The organism is Glycomyces tritici, assembly GCF_030403505.1.
In genome coordinates this window covers 63837-80916 of the sequence record NZ_JAUEMJ010000001.1, presented here as the reverse complement: position 1 = coordinate 80916, position 17080 = coordinate 63837, and the positions used below count along the sequence as shown (strand labels likewise).

At 71.6% G+C, this 17080-nt stretch carries 17 protein-coding genes; 5 read left to right on the top strand and 12 right to left on the bottom strand.

Features of this window, described 5'->3' with window-relative positions:
* Positions 1-25: 25 nt before the first annotated feature.
* The 3 genes from QWI33_RS00350 to QWI33_RS00340 all read right to left on the bottom strand — a co-directional run bounded on the left by QWI33_RS00350 (position 26) and on the right by QWI33_RS00340 (position 4471).
* Positions 26-646 carry an MBL fold metallo-hydrolase gene (locus tag QWI33_RS00350; protein ID WP_289953764.1) on the bottom strand — a complete coding sequence of 207 codons (621 nt, stop codon included), beginning with the start codon at positions 644-646 and terminating at the stop codon, positions 26-28.
* 196 nt (positions 647-842) lie between these two features.
* Entirely contained in the window at positions 843-2666 is a 1824-nt protein-coding gene (locus QWI33_RS00345; RefSeq protein ID WP_289955622.1) for an ABC transporter ATP-binding protein, read from the bottom strand.
* A 2-nt stretch (positions 2667-2668) separates the two neighbouring features.
* Positions 2669-4471, bottom strand: a complete 1803-nt coding sequence (locus QWI33_RS00340) for an ABC transporter ATP-binding protein (protein ID WP_289953762.1) — start codon at positions 4469-4471, stop codon at positions 2669-2671.
* A 78-nt stretch (positions 4472-4549) separates the two neighbouring features.
* Between QWI33_RS00340 and QWI33_RS00335 the strand changes: the two genes are divergently transcribed.
* Both QWI33_RS00335 and QWI33_RS00330 read left to right on the top strand, forming a co-directional pair.
* The gene (locus tag QWI33_RS00335) at positions 4550-5347 is read left to right on the top strand and encodes a TetR/AcrR family transcriptional regulator (RefSeq protein WP_289953760.1); all 798 of its coding nucleotides are present in this window, start codon (positions 4550-4552) and stop codon (positions 5345-5347) included.
* 56 nt (positions 5348-5403) lie between these two features.
* Positions 5404-6024, top strand: a complete 621-nt coding sequence (locus tag QWI33_RS00330; RefSeq protein WP_289953758.1) for a VOC family protein — start codon at positions 5404-5406, stop codon at positions 6022-6024.
* 44 nt (positions 6025-6068) lie between these two features.
* Here QWI33_RS00330 and QWI33_RS00325 read toward each other — a convergent pair whose 3' ends face one another.
* From QWI33_RS00325 to QWI33_RS00300, 6 genes are all read right to left on the bottom strand, one after another.
* Entirely contained in the window at positions 6069-7010 is a 942-nt protein-coding gene (locus QWI33_RS00325) for an intradiol ring-cleavage dioxygenase (protein WP_289953756.1), read from the bottom strand.
* A gap of 167 nt (positions 7011-7177) precedes the next feature.
* Positions 7178-7654, bottom strand: coding sequence for a VOC family protein (locus QWI33_RS00320; protein WP_289953754.1), 477 nt, complete (start codon positions 7652-7654; stop codon positions 7178-7180).
* A complete protein-coding gene (locus tag QWI33_RS00315) occupies positions 7651-9012 on the bottom strand; it encodes an FAD-binding oxidoreductase (protein WP_289953751.1) in 1362 nt (453 codons plus the stop codon). The genes QWI33_RS00320 and QWI33_RS00315 overlap by 4 nt, the downstream gene beginning before the upstream one ends.
* A gap of 54 nt (positions 9013-9066) precedes the next feature.
* On the bottom strand, positions 9067-9870 hold the full coding sequence (locus tag QWI33_RS00310) for a DUF6597 domain-containing transcriptional factor (RefSeq protein WP_289953749.1): 804 nt from the start codon (positions 9868-9870) through the stop codon (positions 9067-9069).
* 38 nt (positions 9871-9908) lie between these two features.
* Entirely contained in the window at positions 9909-10739 is an 831-nt protein-coding gene (locus QWI33_RS00305) for a class I SAM-dependent methyltransferase (protein ID WP_435367550.1), read from the bottom strand.
* Positions 10740-10787: 48 nt separating this feature from the next.
* Positions 10788-11441: a GNAT family N-acetyltransferase gene (locus QWI33_RS00300; RefSeq protein ID WP_289953745.1), complete on the bottom strand. Its 654-nt coding sequence runs from the start codon at positions 11439-11441 to the stop codon at positions 10788-10790.
* A 147-nt stretch (positions 11442-11588) separates the two neighbouring features.
* On the opposite strand from QWI33_RS00300, the gene QWI33_RS00295 reads away from it, so the two are divergent.
* Positions 11589-12149: a DNA-3-methyladenine glycosylase I gene (locus QWI33_RS00295; RefSeq protein WP_289953743.1), complete on the top strand. Its 561-nt coding sequence runs from the start codon at positions 11589-11591 to the stop codon at positions 12147-12149.
* A 94-nt stretch (positions 12150-12243) separates the two neighbouring features.
* Here QWI33_RS00295 and QWI33_RS00290 read toward each other — a convergent pair whose 3' ends face one another.
* On the bottom strand, positions 12244-13272 hold the full coding sequence (locus tag QWI33_RS00290; protein WP_289953741.1) for a LacI family DNA-binding transcriptional regulator: 1029 nt from the start codon (positions 13270-13272) through the stop codon (positions 12244-12246).
* A gap of 525 nt (positions 13273-13797) precedes the next feature.
* On the opposite strand from QWI33_RS00290, the gene QWI33_RS00285 reads away from it, so the two are divergent.
* Positions 13798-14586, top strand: a complete 789-nt coding sequence (locus QWI33_RS00285; protein ID WP_289953738.1) for an inositol monophosphatase family protein — start codon at positions 13798-13800, stop codon at positions 14584-14586.
* Between the two features lie 31 nt (positions 14587-14617).
* Here the strand turns inward: QWI33_RS00285 and QWI33_RS00280 are convergent, their stop codons facing one another.
* Both QWI33_RS00280 and QWI33_RS00275 read right to left on the bottom strand, forming a co-directional pair.
* The gene (locus QWI33_RS00280) at positions 14618-14968 is read right to left on the bottom strand and encodes a hypothetical protein (protein WP_289953736.1); all 351 of its coding nucleotides are present in this window, start codon (positions 14966-14968) and stop codon (positions 14618-14620) included.
* A 10-nt stretch (positions 14969-14978) separates the two neighbouring features.
* On the bottom strand, positions 14979-15368 hold the full coding sequence (locus tag QWI33_RS00275) for a winged helix-turn-helix transcriptional regulator (RefSeq protein ID WP_270110279.1): 390 nt from the start codon (positions 15366-15368) through the stop codon (positions 14979-14981).
* Positions 15369-15598: 230 nt separating this feature from the next.
* On the opposite strand from QWI33_RS00275, the gene QWI33_RS00270 reads away from it, so the two are divergent.
* Positions 15599-17050 (top strand): MFS transporter, encoded by a 1452-nt coding sequence (locus tag QWI33_RS00270; RefSeq protein WP_289953730.1) that lies wholly within the window; start codon positions 15599-15601, stop codon positions 17048-17050.
* Positions 17051-17080: the final 30 nt, after the last annotated feature.

Below are 17080 nucleotides of genomic sequence, written 5' to 3'. Positions count from 1 at the left end.
CGCACCCGCTGGTCATTGCGGTGGATCAGACGGTGACCGCGGCGCCGTCGGCGATGCGCTGGAACGGGTCGCCGATGAGGTCGGTGAGCACGCGGTCGACGATGACGATGCCGTCCTTGCTGAGGATCGCGTCATGGATGGGGTGCACGACCGGCGCGCCGACCGCCCGGATGAAGTCGACGGCCTCGGAGAGCTTCATCCAGGGTGCGGCGACCGGCGCGAGCAGGACCCGGACGGGTTCGCCGGGGACCGTGAGGGCGTCGCCCGGATGGAATACCCCGTCGACGAGGTAGCCGACGTTCGGGACCACCGGGAGGTCGGGGTGGATCACCGCGTGATGCCGTCCGATGACCTTGACCTCGGTGCCCGCCACGGCGATCGCGTCACCTGCGCCGACCACGGTGAACGGGAGCCCGCCGAGCACCTCGGTGAGCGATGCGGGACCGTAGATCCTGGTCTCGGGCTGGTCCTCGAGGAGTCGACGCAGTTCCGGGTCGTTGCAGTGGTCCGGGTGCTGGTGGGTGATGAACACGGCCTCCACGCCGTCGAGGGCCGCGGGATCGGAGAACACGCCCGGATCGATCGCGAAGGCACCGCCGTCGGTGTCGAGCCTGACGCATGCATGGCCGAACTTGGTGAGTCGCATGCCTTCACCGTAAACGCCTTGGGGCGGTGAACCAGGCCGCCCCGAAAACGCGGCTGCCGAGCCGATCCGGTTCCCGGTGGTACGGGGATCCGCGCAGTCGAGCCTGTGAGACGTGACCGGTGGGCCGGGCTCTCGCCCCGGCCCACCGGCCTCGCTTCCTGGTTTCGCTGGTTATCGCGGGCCCCGACCGGCTCGGCTACTTGCCGGCCGGCTCCTCCTCGATCGCGGGCTGCGCGAACTGGGCCTCATAGAGGCGGGCGTAAGCGCCGCCGGAGGCGAGGAGCTCGTCGTGGTCGCCCTGCTCGACCACGTGGCCGTGCTCCATCACCACGATCACGTCGGCGTCGCGGATGGTCGAGAGCCGGTGGGCGATCACGAAACTCGTGCGGCCCTGCCGCAGCGCGACCATGCCCTGCTGGACGAGCATCTCGGTGCGGGTGTCCACCGAGCTCGTGGCCTCGTCGAGGATCAGGATCGACGGGTCGATCAGGAACGCCCGCGCGATCGTCACCAGCTGGCGCTCACCTGCGCTCAGGCTGCCCTCCTCGGCGCCGACCACCGTGTCGTAGCCGTCCGGGAGCGTCCGGATGAAGTGGTCGGCGTGCGCCGCCGAGGCGGCCGCCACCACTTCCTCCCGGGTCGCCTCCGGCTTGCCGTAGGCGATGTTCTCGGCGATGGTGCCGTCGAACAGCCAGGTGTCCTGCAGGACCATGCCGATGCGCCGCCGCATCCGCTCGCGCTCGACCGTGGAGACGTCGACGCCGTCGACGGTGATGCGGCCCGCATCGAGGTCGTAGAAGCGCATGAGCAGGTTGACGAGCGTGGTCTTCCCCGCGCCGGTGGGACCGACGATCGCCACGGTCTGGCCCGGTTCGGCCGAGAGCCACAGGTGCTCGATGAGCGGCTCGTCCTCCAGATAGCGGAAGGAGACGTCCTCGAAGGCGACCCTCCCGTGCACCGTCTCGAGCTCGGCGCCGACCGCCACCGGGTCGGGGCGCTGCTCCTCGGCGTCGAGGAACTCGAAGACCCGCTCGCCCGAGGCGACCGCGGACTGGATCTGGCCGAACATGCCCGCGAGCATGTTCAGCGGGTTCGAGAACTGGCCGGTGTACTGGATGAACGCCTGGATCTGCCCGAAGGTCAGCACCGCCGCGGCCACCTGGAGCCCGCCGACCACGGCCACGAGCACGTACGTGACCGAGCCGAGGAACCCCATCGCCGGGCCGAGCAGGCCCGCGACCCACTGGGCGCGCACGGTGGTCTCGTACAGCTCCTCGTTGTGCTCCTTGAACCGGGCCGCGCCCTGGGCCTGGCGGCCGAAGAGGGTCACGAGCTGGTGGCCGGTGATCATCTCCTCCACGTGCCCGTTGAGCTTCCCGGTCGTCGCCCACTGCTTGGCGAACCGCGGCTGGCTGCGCTTGCCGATGACCCGCGCCGCGATCACCGTGAGCGGCATCGTCAGCAGCACCACGAGGGTGAGCAGCGGCGAGATCGTGAGCATCATGATCGGCACGCCGACGAGGAACAGCATGCCCTGCACGACCCGCTGCGTCACCTGCCCGACGGTCTGGGTCAGGTTGTCGATGTCGTTGGTGACCCGCGAGAGCACTTCGCCGCGCGAGCGGGAGTCGAAGTACCGCAGCGGGAGCGCCGAGATCTTCCGATCGGCCTCCGCGCGCAGGTCGAACGCCATCTCCTGCGCGAGCTTCGCGATCGTGCGGCCGTTGAGGACCGTGATGGCGAAGGTCGCCAGGGCCAGCGCCACCGCGAGCCCGAGCAGGCGGGCCAGGCCCGCGAAGTCGAGGCCGCTTCCGGTGGTCGCGCCCTGGATCACGAGGTCGGTGGCGCGTCCGAGCACGGTGGGGATCGACAGCATGCCGGCCACCATGAGGACGCCGAACCCGACGACCGAGGCGAGCCGCAGCGGATTGCGGCGCAGCAGGTCGAGAATGCGGCGGACGGTGCCGCGGAAGTCCTCGGCCTTGGTCGAGCCCGGTGCGCCGGGCCTGGCTCCCATCATGGTCACAGCGCCTCCTGGAGGGTGAGTTGGGAGTTGACGATCTCGGCGTACACCGCGTTGCCCGCGAGCAGCGCTTCGTGGGTGCCCGTGCCGGCCACGCGTCCGGCGTCGAGCACGACGATCCGGTCGGCGTCGCGGATGGTCGAGACCCGCTGGGCCACGATCACCTGCGCGGCGTCGGCGATGTCGCGGGCGAGCGCGGCCCGCAGCGCGGCGTCCGTGGCGGTGTCGAGCGCGGAGAACGAGTCGTCGAACAGGTAGATCTTGGGGCGCGCCACCAGGGTCCGGGCGATGGCCAGGCGCTGGCGCTGGCCGCCGGAGACGGTGGTGCCGCCTTGGCCGATGACCGTGTCGAGCCCGTCGGGCATGGCGCGCACGAAGCCGGCGGCCTGAGCGGTCTCGAGGGCGCGCCAGAGGTCGTCGTCGCTCGCGTCCGGGTCGCCGTAGCGGAGGTTGGAGGCGATGGTGCCGGAGAACAGGTAGGCGCGCTGGGGGACGAGCCCGATGGTGCGGGCGATGAGGGCCCGGTCCATCTCGCGGACGTCGACGCCGTCGACGCGCACGTGCCCGGCGTCGACGTCGAAGAGGCGGGGGATGAGGTGGAGCAGGGTGGTCTTGCCCGCACCGGTGGAGCCGATGACGGCGGTGGTCTGGCCAGGCCGGGCGACGAGGTCGACGCCGCGGAGGACGGCCTCTTCGGCTCCGGCGTACCGGAAGGTGACGCCTTCGAGTTCGAGTTCGCCGATTCCGACGAGTTCGGTGACCGGTTCGGCGGGGTCGGCGATGCTCGGGTCGGTGTCGAGGACTTCGCGGATGCGCCCGGCCGCGACCTTGGCGCGCGGGGCCATCATGAACACGCCCATGGACATCATGACCGCGCCGAGGATCATGCCGGCGTAGGTGAGGAAGGCGATGAGGTCGCCGATCTGCATGGTGCCGTCGGCGATGCGGCCGGCGCCGATCCAGACGATGGCGATCGAGGTGAGGTTGCCGAACATCATCGCGGTGGCGCCGAAGAAGGCCTGGACGCGGCCGACTCGGAGGGAGGCCGCGGTGAGCTCGGCGTTGGCCTCGCTGAAGCGCTGCTGCTCGTGGCCGTCGCGCACGAAGGCGCGGATGACGCGGATGCCGGTGATGTGCTCGCGCATGACGCGGTTGATGCCGTCGATGCACCGCTGCATGACGCGGCTGGCGGGGACCATCGCGATGACGATGCAGGCGATGGCGACGGCGACCACGGGGATGGCGGCCAGGAGCACGCCGGTCATGGGCACGTCGAGGCTCAGTGCCAGCGCGAGGCCGCCGAAGGCGGCGATGGGCGCGGTCAGGAGCAGGGTGAGCGCCATGACGAGCATGGTCACGATCTGCGTGATGTCGTTGGTGGCGCGTGTGATGAGGGAGGGCGCCCCGAAGCGGTCCATCTCGGCGGCGGAGAAGCGCTGGACCTGGGCGAAGAGGTCGGCGCGGAGGTCGCGGCCGAGGCCCATGGCGGTGCGGGCGCCGAAGTAGACGGCGAAGCCGGACGCGGTGATCTGGACGACGGTGACGGCGAGCATGAATGCGCCGTGGCGCAGGACGTAGGCCGTGTCGCCGGTGGCGACGCCGTGGTTCACGAGGTCGGCGTTGAGGGTCGGCACGTAGAGGGATGCGATGGTGCCGAGGATCTGGAGCACGACGGTGAGGGCGAGGGTGCGGCGGTGGGGTCGCAGGTATTCGGCGAGGAGCCGGACGACCGAGCCTTCAGGCGAGGCCTCCTCGTCGTCCGCCGCCTTCGGGGCCGGGGGTGCGGGTGGTTTTCCTGTCATGTCGTCGAGGATAGCAGTAGAATTTGACCGGGTACAAGTTTTTTCCCGGTTCAGATTTTGATCTGGTATAGTTAAGGGGTGGAGCACAAGGCGGGACTGCGTGAGCGCAAGAAGAACGCGACCTGGGAGCTGTTGCGGAAGACCGCCCTCGACCTGTTCGAGGCGAGCGGCTTCGAGGACGTGTCCGTCGCCCAGATCGCCGCCGCGGCCGAAGTCTCCAAGGCCACGGTGTTCAACTACTTCCCGACGAAGGAAGACCTCGTCATCGGCGGCATGAAGCGCCACACCGGCGATGCGGCGCGGATCGTGCGCGAACGGGCCAGGGGGCAGACGCCGCTCGAGGCGCTTCGCGAGCACTACTTCCACCTGCTGGAGTGCCGCGCGCCGCAGGTGGGGTTGAAGGACGACCCGGTGTTCCTTCGGGTCCAGCGCCTCATCATCGCCACACCGTCCCTGCTCATCAGGGCCATGGACTACCGCCGGCAGTCCGCGGTGCTGCTGGCCGAGGCGCTGATCGAGGAAGGGAACCCGCCGCTCACCTCGCGACTGATCGCCTCCCAGGTGCTGCACACCCAGCACATCATCGTGGAGGTCAACGTCCGGCGGGTCCTGGCCGGCGAACCGGTCGAGGTGGTCCACCACGCAGCCGTTTCCGCCGCCGAGCACGCGTTCGGGCTGCTCGAGCACGGGATGGGCGACCTCATGCGCCGCGAGACCGAGCCGCCCCCGCCCGATCCCGCGTACGGTCCCGACGGCTGCCGCCTGGACTACCACCGGCAGCACGCCGAGGAAGCGGTCGAATCGGCCGCGGAGAAGGTCCTCGCCGAGCCCGGGGACGACATGCTGCAGATGCTCGCCCATCCGGAGCGCCCCTGAGGCGGTACCTGCGACACCCGTTACGCCAGTGGCTCACAGTGACTAAACTGCGGTTTATGTCCTCACTCGACCACCTCGTTCTCGCCACGCCCGATCTCGCCGCCACGGTCGCGGAGATCACGCGCCTCACCGGGACCCGACCGGTCCCCGGCGGGGTCCACCCCGGCCGCGGCACCAGGAACTTCCTGCTCGGCCTCGGCGAGGGCGGCTATCTCGAGATCATCGGACCCGACCCCGAGCAGGGCGACCCGGAAGGGCCGCGCCCGTTCGGGATCGACGGCCTCACCGAGGCCCGGGTGGCGACCTGGGCCGTGCGCGTCGAGGACATCGACGCGGCCGTCGCGGCCTCCCGCCAGGCCGGCTACGACCCGGGTGAGCCGCACGCGATGTCGCGCCAGGCCCCCGGCGGCGAGCAGCTCTCCTGGAAGCTCACGCTCGACCTCCAACGCGGCCAGACCGGACTGGTCCCGTTCCTCATCGACTGGGGCCGGGCGGTGCACCCCGCCGCGAACCTGCCGGTCGTGCCGCTGGTGAGCCTCGAAGCCGTGCACCCGCACCCCGAGCGGATCGAACCGCATCTCGCGGCCGTCGGCGCGAAGCTCCTCGTCAAGTCCGGCAACCGGCCGTCGCTGGCGGCCACGGTCTTCGGCGAGACCGGACTCGTGGTCCTGCACTGACGCACGGAAATGGCCGTCCCCGTCGCGGGGGCGGCCATTCGCGCCTAGCCCCCGTTCGGCTCGCCCGAAGGCGGATCCCCGGAGGGCCTCTCGCCCGCAGGCGGCTCGCCGCCGCCACCGCCGCCCGCCTCGGTCGAGGTTTCCACGCCGACTGCCAGCGAGACGGTGTAGCCGTTCGCGACGTCGCCGGACACGCTCCCCATCTGGGACTCGCCGCCGTCGTCGCTGAAGACGCCGTCCGACTCCAGGGTGATCCGCGTCAGGTGCTCCACGGAGCTCTCGTAGCCCTCCTCCGCGTACACCGTGTCGCAGACGTCCTCGGGGAACGCCAGCTGCGAGGTCGCGATCGAGTTGGCGCTGTCGGTGATCGACCCCTCGTCCGGGTACACCTCGAAGTGGACGTGCGGCCAGCGGCCCGAGTAGCAGCCGGGGAAGACCGAGGTGAAGGACACGACGCCGTCCGCGTCGGCGATCTGCACGCCGCGCAGGAAGTTCTCGCCCTCCAGCCCTTCGCCGTACATCGAGTACTCGCCCTCGCGGGTGCAGTGCCACGCGTAGACGGCGACGCCCTCGTACGGCACGTTCCCGTTCGCCATGTCGTACACCGTGAACTGGAGCGTCAACGGCACCCCCTCGGCGGTGGCACCGCCCGTGCCGAAGCTCGAGCGGATGTCGCCGCGCACGATGCCGCTCTCCTCGAGCACGTCCGGGCCGTTCGAACCGTCGCCCGGGTACGGTCCCGCGGTCTCCTCCGGGATCTCGGTCAGGTCCCCGGAACCGTTCGAACCCGAGCCGTCGGCCTCCGTGTCCGCGGTCCCGCAGGCCGCGAGCCCCGCCACCGCGACGCCCGCCCCGGCGAAGAGCACCCCGCGCCGGCTCAAGAGCGTCCCGATGTCGAATTGCAGGCCCTGGTCGGCCAGCTCCTCGTCCTGCTTCGCGTACCGACGCCCCTCGTAGGTCGGCGCCTCCTGCTGCTTCGTCCTCACCGTGTGCCCCTTTCCGGCAGTTCGTCCGCCGAATACTGCGTGCGGAACCACCGCTCGCGCTCGGAGCCGTGTCAAAGGAACCTCGGAGCGGTCGGCCCGGCACCGGATCGCCGGCTCCGTGATCGGAGCCGGCGGGGCCGCACTCCCCGAGCGCGGGAAACACCGCCTCAGGCGTTGTCGTACACCTCTTGGATGACCGAGGACTCGATCTTGCCCATCTTGAGCATCGCCGCCATGATCGCCTCGGACTTCGCCGGTTCGCCGTCATAGCGCAGTTCCCACCAGAGTTTCGGGAAGATCTGCCACGACAGGCCGAACTTGTCCTTCAGCCAGCCGCACGGGCCCGGCTCGCCGCCGTCCGCGATGAGCGCGGCCCAGTAGCGGTCCAGTTCCTCCTGCGTGTCGACGGTGACCATGATCGAGACGGCCTCGGTGAACGGGAACTGCGGCCCGGCGTTCAAGGCCGTGAACCTGAGTCCGGCCAGTTCGAAATCGACCGTGAGCACGGTGCCGGGCTCCCCGGGGCCGGCTGAGCCGTTCTTCTTGATGCGGGTGATCCTTCCGTCGTCGAAGATCGAGGTGTAGTGGTTCGCGGCCGCTTCGGCCTGGTCGTCGAACCAGAGGAACGGGTGCACTTCGGTCATTGTTCTGCTCCATTCAGGTTTGCATCGGCCCGCAGCGGGATCGATTGCGGGAACGTGAAGAGTCGGCCGGGGTCGTAGGCGGCCTTGACCGCCGCGAGCCGGGGGAGGTTCTCGGCGTGGTACGCCGCCGGGCCGTCCTCCAGCGCCGGATCGGGGAAGTTCGGGTACACCCGCCCCGAGCCGTCGGCGTGCGCGATCGCCCAGGACGCGTCCACCCACGCCGAGCCCGCCTCGGCGACCTGCTCGACCAGGTACCGCTCGCCCCGGTGGGCGAAGGCCGTCGCGGACGCGGGCACCCGGTTGTAGGCCCCGCCCATCGGCATGAACGTCAGCCGCCGCCGCTCGTCCCGATGCTCGGCGAAGGCGTCGATCAGGGCCCGGATCGTCCGGGGCCGCATCAACGTCGCGAAGCACTCCGATCGGATCCGCAGGCCCGACGCGGGCCGCTCGTGCGGGTCCTGTTCGGCGAGCGCGGCTTTGAGGCCGTGGTAGGGCCTGGCCTCCCCGATCGCGAGGTCCGCGTCCGCTGCCGTGGCGGCCCGGAACCCGGTCAGCAGTTCCCTCGTCGCGGCTGCGGTGAGCAGGGAAGCGCCGAACAGGACGACCTCGCCCGGTCCGCCCGGGTCGGCGGCGAGGGTGAGGTTCGCGGTGAGGTCGTCGGGCGCGTCCGGGGCCCAGCGCTGCCATGCTGCGATCACCGCCGCGGCGTCGGTTCGCGCCCAGTGCATCGCGAACGGCATCGCCACCGGCTCGGGAACGGTGGCGAAGACCAGGTCGGTGACGACCCCGAACTGCCCGCCGCCGGCGCCCCGCAAGGCCCAGAACAGGTCCGGCTCGCGCTCCTGGTCGCAGTCCACGACGCGGCCGTCCGCGAGGACCACCTGCGCGCCGACGAGGCTGTCGGCGGTGAACCCGTACTTGCGCCCCAGCAGCCCGAAGCCGCCGCCCAGGGTGAGGCCCGCGATCCCGACGGTCGGCCCGCAGCCGGCCGGAAGGGTCCGCCCGTGCCCATGGAGCGCCTCGTACACCCGCGCCAGCCGGGCGCCCGCCCCGATCCGGGCCAGTTCACCGTCCACAGTGATCTCGTCCAGGTGCGACAGGTCGAGCACGATCCCGTCCGTCGTCGACCGCCCCGCGAAGGAGTGCCCGCCGCCGCGAGGGACGATATGCACACCGGACTCCCGCGCGCAGCCGAGGGCGAGCACGACGTCGGCGACCGAGCGGCACCGCAGGACCAGCTGGGGGCGTATGTCGTCGAAGCCGGGGACGGCGGGAAGCCGCGCGGCCTCGTAGCCGGGCGAGCCGGCGTCGAGCACCTCGCCTTCGAACCGGGCCCGGAGTCGTGCGGTGTCGATCATGGATCCGAGGCTAGTGGCCGGCCCACCGCCCGGTCTTGAACGAATCGAGCATCTTCACCGGTGCAGCGGCACGGTCCGGTTCGCGAGGAACGGCTTGTAGGACGCGGCGTGGTCGTGCCCGCATTCGCACCTGCCCACCAGCTCCCGAGGGGTGAGCCCGGTCAGGCTGAGGCATTCGCGGCTCAGATGCGCCTGGTCGGCGTACCCCGCCTCGGCCGCCAGGACGGCGTTCCCGCGCCAGGCGGCGCCGACGTCGGCCTGCGCCAGCGCCAGGAACCCCTGGAACCGCAGCGTCCGCTGGAGCGTCTTCGGGCCGACCCCGAGCGCGTGCAGGCACCGGCGCCGCAACTGGCTGGGCGAGATCGCCAGGTGCTCGGCGACGGCCCCGGTCGCGAACGGCCGCCACGGCATCAGCAGCCGCACCGCCTCCCGGACGAGCGGATCGACCCGGTCGGCACCGCGGAGGACGAGGTGGTCCTGCAGGACTTCGAGCGCCGCGTCGGGTCCCGCGGCGTTCGCCATCGCTTCGCCGAGGCGGTCGACCGCGCCGCCCCAGACGTCCGCGAGCGCCACCCGGCCGTCCACGAGATCGTCCAGGACCGTCGGGAGCGGCGGCGCCGCCCCGGGGTGGAAGCGCACCCCGATGACAGTGGTGTGCGGCGGGACGACCTCGAGGTTCGGGCCGGTGAGCGGTCCGACCAGCTCGGGCCGGCCGCCGATCGGGACGTGGATCTCGACCCCGCCGTGCGGCAGGTTCCGCTGCACGAACGCGGTCGCCTCCGTGCGCTGCACCCACAGGGCGCGTACCGCGCCGGCCAGTTCGGGCCGGGGCTCGTGCTCGACATAGGACTGCGTCACCACCCCAGGTTAGGGCCTGTCCTGAGCATCAGGAGGCCCTAGACCGGCCGGGACGCCTTCAGCGAGTACATCAGGGGCAGCTGCGGCCGCCCTTTCGGCAGCCTGAAGTACCCGTCGTCGCCCCGCACGAGCTCGGGGAACTGCTGGAACACCGTCACCCCGTGCTCGTGCAGGAACTCGAGGCGGAGCCCTGCGGCGCAGATCGCCGAGACGATGTCGCCGAGCGTGTGGATCCGCGCATAGCTGAGATTGTCGATGGTCTCCGCCTCGATCTCGACGTACGAGCCCGGTTCGTCCGTGACCAGCGGCTCGGAGCGGAAGTAGTCCTCCTTGGCCTCCGTGACGCTCTCCCACCCGAAGACGTTCAGGAACGGGTGGAACTCGGCCAGGTACAGGAAGCCGCCCGGCGCGACCAGCGACGCGGCCGTCTCGGCCCACCGCTCGATGTCCGGCAGCCAGTACAGCGCCCCGATACCGGTGTAGACGATGTCGTAGTCCTCGTCCGGCACGGCCGCGGGCGCCTCGTACACGTCCGAGACGACGAACGCCGCGCGGTCGGCGAGCCCGATGTCGGCCGCCAGGCCGCGCGCGACCACGATCGCGGGTTCGGAGAAGTCCAGCCCCACCACGCTCGCGGCGCCGCGGCGCGCCCACGAGAGCGTGTCCTGCCCCATGTGGCACTGCAGGTGCAGGAGGCGCTTGCCGGTCACGTCGCCGACCTCGGCCGCCTCGAAGTCGCGGATCTCGTCGCGACCGGCGCGGAAGCCCTCCTGGTCGTACAGGGCGCTGGCGGCATGCAGCGGGACCCGCTCGTCCCACATCGCGCGGTTGGCGGCGATCCATGCCGCATCGTGCCCGGCTTCGCTCATCATGGGCTTCACTGTTGCAGCGGTGCGGGTCCGCGGCAACCGAATTGCCTAAACGCGCTTGCTGCGCGCGCCCGGGAAGTCGGCGACGAAGGACCAGCCGAGGTGCTCGTACAGGGCCCGGCCGTCGTCGCTGCCCACGAGGAGCCCGAACCGCATGCCCTGCGCCCGGGCGCTGCCCGAGAGCGCCCGCATCATGAGCGAGCCGAGGCCGCGGCGCTGGTGGGCGGGGGCGGTGACGACCTTGTCGAAGACGCCGAACTCGCCGTCGCGGCCCAGCCGCGCGGAGGCGGCCAGGTCGCCGTTGCGGTGGAAGACGCGCGCGACGGTGAGCGGGCCCTCGCTCTCGAGGAGGAGCCGGTAGTCCTCGGGGACCGCGTAGTGGTCATGGGCGAACGGGACGGTCATGAGGTGGCCGCGATCGTCCATCGTCCAGGTCGAGGGCACGGTCGAGGCGAGCAGCGCGGAGGGGCCGGCGATCATGACCTGGTGGCCGGGCTCGTCGAGGCGGGCCGCGGCGGCGGCCAGCGACTCGGGGGTGTACGTGTGGAAGACCTCGCGGATCTCGGTGCTGGGCGGTCCGACCGCGACCCGGAAGCCGCCGTCGATCGGCTCGGGCAGGGCGGTGGTTCGCGAGTGGGCGCGACCGCGCCCCCAGGCCATGATGAGGTCGGGGAGGGTGTGGCCGGTGGGCGTGGTGGTCATGGGGGGCTCCTTCGCGTCGGGGGACTTGCACGACTCTATTGCAAGTATCTTGCAACAAGGGTGTGACAGTCCAGGAGTGCGGTGGGGCGGATCGTCGGTGGCGGCGCGTACGCTCGGGGCGGTTCGCACGAGGGACGGGAGTCAACGGTGAGCGAAGCAGACGACGGCCTCACGCGGTGCCCCTGGGGCGCGTCCCCCGAGATCTACCGGGACTACCACGACCAGGAGTGGGGCCGGCCGATCCGCGGCGACGACGCCCTGTTCGAGCGGGTCAGCCTGGAGGCCTTCCAGTCCGGCCTGTCGTGGCTGGTGATCCTGCGCAAGCGCGAGGCCTTCCGGAAGGCCTTCGCGGGCTTCGCGATCGCGAAGGTCGCCGCGTTCACCGAGGCGGACGCGGCGCGGCTCCTCGGCGACGCTGGCATCGTGCGCAACCGCATGAAGATCGAGGCGACCATCGCGAACGCCAGGGCCGCCGCCGAGCTGGACGGCGGGCTGAGCGACCTCGTGTGGTCCTTCGCCCCCGAGCCGCGGGCGCGCCCGGAGCGGATCGCCGACGTTCCCGCGGTGACCGCTGAGTCGACCGCGCTCGCGAAGGCGCTCAAGAAGCGCGGCTTCAAGTTCATCGGGCCCACCACCGCCTACGCGATGATGCAGGCCATCGGCATGGTCGACGACCACCTCGCCGACTGCCACGTGCCCGCGCGCTAGGCCCCCGCGGTCGCCCCCAGTGCGGGGCGCCGGAGACGGCGGCCGTAGCCGCCGGGCACCGGGGCGTCGTGAACCGGCGGTCCCCGGCAGGTGCTCAGCCCGCGGACGCGGTGGAGCCCCGCACGACGACGCGGCACTGGACGGTGCGCACGCCGGGGCCGTGCTCGGCGTCGATCGCCGCGAACAGGGCCCGGGCGGCGGCGCGGCCGAGCTCTTCGAGGTTCATGTCCACACTGGTGAGCTGCGGGCGGGCGCCGGTGGCGAGGACCTCCCAGTTGTCGAAGCCCATGACCGCCACGTCCTCGGGGACCCGGCGGCCGCGTTCGCGCAGCGTGTCGAGTACGCCGCGGGCGACCTGGTCGGAGCCGCACAGCACCGCGTCGACGTCCGGTTCGCGGTCGAGGAGCATCCCGGCCGCCGCACGGCCCCAGCCCTCTTCCCAAGCGCCGTAGGCCACTTCGCCCACGAGCTCGAGGCCGGCGGCGTCGAGGGCCGCCTGGGCGCCCGCCGCGCGGTCGCGAGCGGCGCTGTACTCGCGGTCGCCGCTGATGTGCGCGATCCTGGTGCGGCCGCACGCGATGAGGTGCTCGACGGCCATGCGGCCGGCGTTCACGTTGTCGGGCACGATCGAGAGGTCTTCGGGCGCTTCGGAAGGCGCGTAGGCGTACACGACCGGCACGTCCACGGCGACGGCCAGCGGCGGCCTCGGGTTCGTGGAGGACCCCACCACGATGAGCCCGTCCACGCGGCGGCTCAGCAGGGCCCGCACATGGTGGCGCTCGCGGATCGCGTCGCCGCGCGCGTCGCACAGGAACACCGAGACCTGACCCGCGCCGAACGCGTCCTCCGCGCCCATGAGGATCGGGAGACTGAAGCGGCCCACCAGATCCGAGGTGAGGAGCCCGACAGTGCCGGTCCGGCCGGCGAGCAGCCCCCGGGCGAGGGAGTTCGGGGAGAAGGAGAGCTGCGCGGCGGCCTCCAGGACCCGCTCGCGGGTCTGGGGGTGCACATGGTCGCGGCCGTTGAGCGCCTTCGATGCCGTCGCGATCGAGACGCCCGATAGACGAGCCACATCGGACAGTGTGGTGGCGCGTGTGCCGCGCGGCGCGGGGGTTCGGGCCACTCGTCCTCCTTCGGCCGGAGCCCGACGGGCGCCGCCCGCGGCGGCGTCCTTTCCTCCGGGCTGGGCTCGACTGTAGCCGACCGGCCGAAAAGGTTTTCGGAGCTTTCGGCCGACCCGGGCCACCGGACCTGGCGGTGCGGACGTGGCGGAACTCACGGTCGACGCCTCCGTCGCACCGGTCGAACGGGACGGCCGGGTCTGGATCACCGCGCAGGTGCGCGACCGCGACGCGTCCGGCCCTGCGGACCGGCCACACCGGACGAAGGACGCAAGGCCGCCGAGGCCGCACTGATCCGCTCCCACCGCAGGGCGACCAGGGGACCGGCGCCCATGCGCGTGCGGCTGCCGACCGGCCGGCCGGAACGGGCCGGTGCGGCCCGCACTGCGGGCCGCACCGGGCCCTCCTTCCGGGTGCGCCGGGAAAATCGGGCAGAACGTCGCACTGGGAGTCCAAGTGCCGCATGGTCTTGCACCTTTAGGATGAAATCCGTCGGGGTGGGTCGAGACGAAGGCGGGAACTGCATAATGAGCGAGCTGCTGGAATTCCTGGGCACGGCGGAGCAGGCGGCCGAGACGGCCGTCGCGGCGATCCGGGAGGGCATCGGGCGCGAGCGCTCCATCAGCGGCAAGGGCGACCGGGACTTCGCCACGGACCTCGACTACGCCGCAGAGGACGCAGTCCGCGCCTTCCTCGAGCGGGAGACCCCCGAGATCCCGCTGCTGGGGGAGGAGCGGGGCCGCACCGGCGACACCGAGTCGCACTACGAATGGGTGCTCGACCCGATCGACGGGACCATCAACTTCGCGCACGGCTCACCCATGTTCGGGGTCTCGCTCGCCCTGGTGCGCAACGGCATGCCCGTGGTCGGCGTCGTCCATGCCCCGATGTCCGAAGAGCGCTTCAGCGCCGCGCTCGGCCACGGCGCGGCCCTGAACAAGCAGGCTCTGCGCTCGACCGGACCGGCGGACCTGGCCGAGGCCGTGGTCGCCATGGGGGACTTCTCGGTCGGACCCGACGCCGACAAGCGCAACCTCCGCCGCCTCGCCACCCTCCAGCGGATCGTGCCGAAGGTGCAGCGCATCCGCATGCTCGGCACCGCCGCCCTCGACATGTGCTGGCTCGCGGCCGGGCGGGTCGACGCGGTCTTCCACGAACGCGTCAACCTCTGGGACGTCGCGGCCGGGACCGTGATCTGCCGCGAGGCGGGCCTGCTCGTCACCGACCTCGACGGCGTCGACTACGGCGACGGCGCCCTCTCGGTGCTCGCCGCCGGCCCGGCGATCCACCGGGCGCTGCTCGCCGAACTCGCCTGACCCGCAAGGAGCAAGACGTCCGGTCCCCGGGTCAGGGACGCCGCTCGGGCGGCCTGCCGTGCCGCGCCCGGTAGCCCGCCACGATGTCGTCCTTCACGTCCTCGCCGGCGTGGAGCCGGACGAGCAGCGGCACCAGCCAGTGCAGCGCCGTCGCGTCGAACTCCTCGGCGAACGCAGGGTTCAGGCCTGTCCCCGATTCGTCGAGGACGGCCGCGAGGGCGACCAGGCCGCCCGCGTCCATCGGGTGCGGTCCGACCGAGATCGCGACGACGGAGTCGCGGCCGGCGGGGTGGACGCCCACCTCCACGGGCCACGACCCGGGCGGCGTCCTCCCGACCACGATGAAGCGCTTCGGGGCGGCGCGGTGCTTCCTCCGTTTCATCGCCCGGCGTTCACGCGGCGAGCGCCTGCTCGTCGTAGGCCTTCCGGGCCTCGATGATGTCGGGCTGGTGGCGCTCGGCCCACTCGAGCAGGCCCGTCAGGTGCCCGTACAGCTCCCGCGCGCTCGGGGTCGCGCTGTACTCGACCTTCGGCGGCACGGTCGGGTAGACCGTGCGCTCCAGCAGGCCGTCGCGTTCCAGGTTCCGCAGGGTCAGTGTCAGCATCCGGCGGCTGATGCCGGGGACCGAGCGCTCGAGCTCGGTGTAGCGCACCGGCTTCCGGATGGCCGCGACCAGGATCGAGACCGACCACTTGCCCGCGACCCGGTCGATGATCTGGACGATCGGGCAGGCCTCGGCCTGCACGTCGGACTTCGGCAGCACGCAGTCGTCGTCGTTCATCGGTCCACTCCTCAGCAGCGGTGCGGTGCCGCCGGGCGAGACCGCGAGCACCTATGTCGCACGTCACATCCAGGGAAAAGGCCGGTCGACCTGGACAGGAACATCCCTGTACCCCCTGGCACATGAAAGTGCCTTCTTACGGATCGCTCCATTGGAACACATGATTACCCCAGGAACAAAACGTTCCCCAAGCCGGGTTTCCGAGCCCGCCGTTCTATCAGGAGCACCCGATGTCACCCATTGCAGCGCAGCGCCTTCGCACCCGTTGGCTCGCGGTGATCGCACTCGCGGCCGCCCAGGTCATGATCGTCCTGGACCAGAACATCGTCAGCATCGCCCTCCCGGCCATCCGCGAGGACCTCGCCTTCAGCCAGGCGAATCTCGTGTGGACCGTCAACGCCTACGTGATCCCCTTCGGCGGCCTGCTGCTCCTCGCCGGCCGGCTCGGCGACCTCGTCAGCCGCAAGCAGGTGTTCCTCGCCGGGCTGGCCCTCTTCACGCTCGCCTCCGTCGCGGCGGCGCTGGCCGACTCGCAGGGCTTCCTGCTGGCCGCCCGCTTCGTGCAGGGCATCGGCGGCGCCATCACGGCCGCCGGGCTCCTGGGCATGATCGTGACGATCTTCCCCGAACCGCAGCACCAGGTGAAGGCCATCGGCCTCTACGGCTTCGCCTCTGCGGGCGGCGGTGCCGCGGGCAGCGTGGTCGGCGGCGTGCTCACCGAGACCCTCGGCTGGGAGTCGGTGTTCTACGTGAACCTGCCGCTCGGCCTCATCGTGGCCGCGATGGCCTGGAAGCTCCTGCCCGCCGACCGCGGCATCGGCCTGAAGGCCGGAGCGGACGTGATCGGTGCGGCCCTGGTGACCTCGGGCCTGATGCTCGCCGTCTACACGCTGATCGAGACCGAGCGGTACGGCCTGACCTCGGCCCGCACCCTGGGCATGGGCGCCCTCGCGATCGCGCTGCTCGCCGGGTTCTTCATCCGCCAGGCGAAGGCCGCCGCGCCGCTGATCCCGCTGCGCATCCTGTTCTCCCGCAACGTGGCCGGGGCGAACCTCTCGCAGTCGCTCATGGTCGGCGCGGCCTTCGGGTTCATGTTCTTCACCGTCCTCTACCTCCAGCAGGTGCTCGAGTTCGCGCCGCTGGCGGCGGGCCTCGCGTTCCTGCCCGCCCCGATCGTGATCGCGGTGGTCTCGATGGCGCTCGCCCCGCGGCTCCTGACCCGCTTCGGGGCCCGCCCGATGGTGCTCGCCGGCCTGTCGCTCATGGTCGTCGGCTTCGTCCTCTTCGCCCAGATGCGGGCCGACGGCAACTACCTGGCCGACGTCCTGCCCGGCATGATCACCGCGCCGCTCGGCTTCGGCCTGGCGATGCCCGCCCTGATGACCCTCGGCATGGCCGACTCCCGGCCCGAGGACGCCGGGGTCACCTCCGGCCTGTTCAACACCGCCCAGCAGGTGGGCGGCGCGGTCGGCCTCGCGGTCATCAGCACCGCGGTCTCGGCCCGCACCGGCACCCTGCTCGAGGGCGGCGCGGCGCAGGCCGAGGCCCTCACGGGCGGCTTCCGCCTCGGGTACGGCATCGCCGCCGGCCTCGCGGCGGCGGCCCTGGTCATCGCCGTCGCGGTCATCAAGACCCGCAAGGCCGCCGACGCGGTCGAACCGGTCCCGGTCGCCGTCGGCTAAGTACGCGAACGCCCGGGGCCGCCTCCCGCA

Excerpts from the sequence above, each read along its gene's own strand:
- QWI33_RS00350 (WP_289953764.1), bottom strand. The coding sequence starts at position 646 with ATGCGACTCACCAAGTTCGGCCATGCATGCGTCAGGCTCGACACCGAC.
- QWI33_RS00345 (WP_289955622.1), bottom strand. The coding sequence starts at position 2,666 with ATGATGGGAGCCAGGCCCGGCGCACCGGGCTCGACCAAGGCCGAGGAC.
- QWI33_RS00340 (WP_289953762.1), bottom strand. The coding sequence starts at position 4,471 with ATGACAGGAAAACCACCCGCACCCCCGGCCCCGAAGGCGGCGGACGAC.
- QWI33_RS00330 (WP_289953758.1), top strand. The coding sequence starts at position 5,404 with ATGTCCTCACTCGACCACCTCGTTCTCGCCACGCCCGATCTCGCCGCC.
- QWI33_RS00320 (WP_289953754.1), bottom strand. The coding sequence starts at position 7,654 with ATGACCGAAGTGCACCCGTTCCTCTGGTTCGACGACCAGGCCGAAGCG.
- QWI33_RS00315 (WP_289953751.1), bottom strand. The coding sequence starts at position 9,012 with ATGATCGACACCGCACGACTCCGGGCCCGGTTCGAAGGCGAGGTGCTC.
- QWI33_RS00305 (WP_435367550.1), bottom strand. The coding sequence starts at position 10,739 with ATGAGCGAAGCCGGGCACGATGCGGCATGGATCGCCGCCAACCGCGCG.
- QWI33_RS00300 (WP_289953745.1), bottom strand. The coding sequence starts at position 11,441 with ATGACCACCACGCCCACCGGCCACACCCTCCCCGACCTCATCATGGCC.
- QWI33_RS00285 (WP_289953738.1), top strand. The coding sequence starts at position 13,798 with ATGAGCGAGCTGCTGGAATTCCTGGGCACGGCGGAGCAGGCGGCCGAG.
- QWI33_RS00280 (WP_289953736.1), bottom strand. The coding sequence starts at position 14,968 with ATGAAACGGAGGAAGCACCGCGCCGCCCCGAAGCGCTTCATCGTGGTC.
- QWI33_RS00275 (WP_270110279.1), bottom strand. The coding sequence starts at position 15,368 with ATGAACGACGACGACTGCGTGCTGCCGAAGTCCGACGTGCAGGCCGAG.
- QWI33_RS00270 (WP_289953730.1), top strand. The coding sequence starts at position 15,599 with ATGTCACCCATTGCAGCGCAGCGCCTTCGCACCCGTTGGCTCGCGGTG.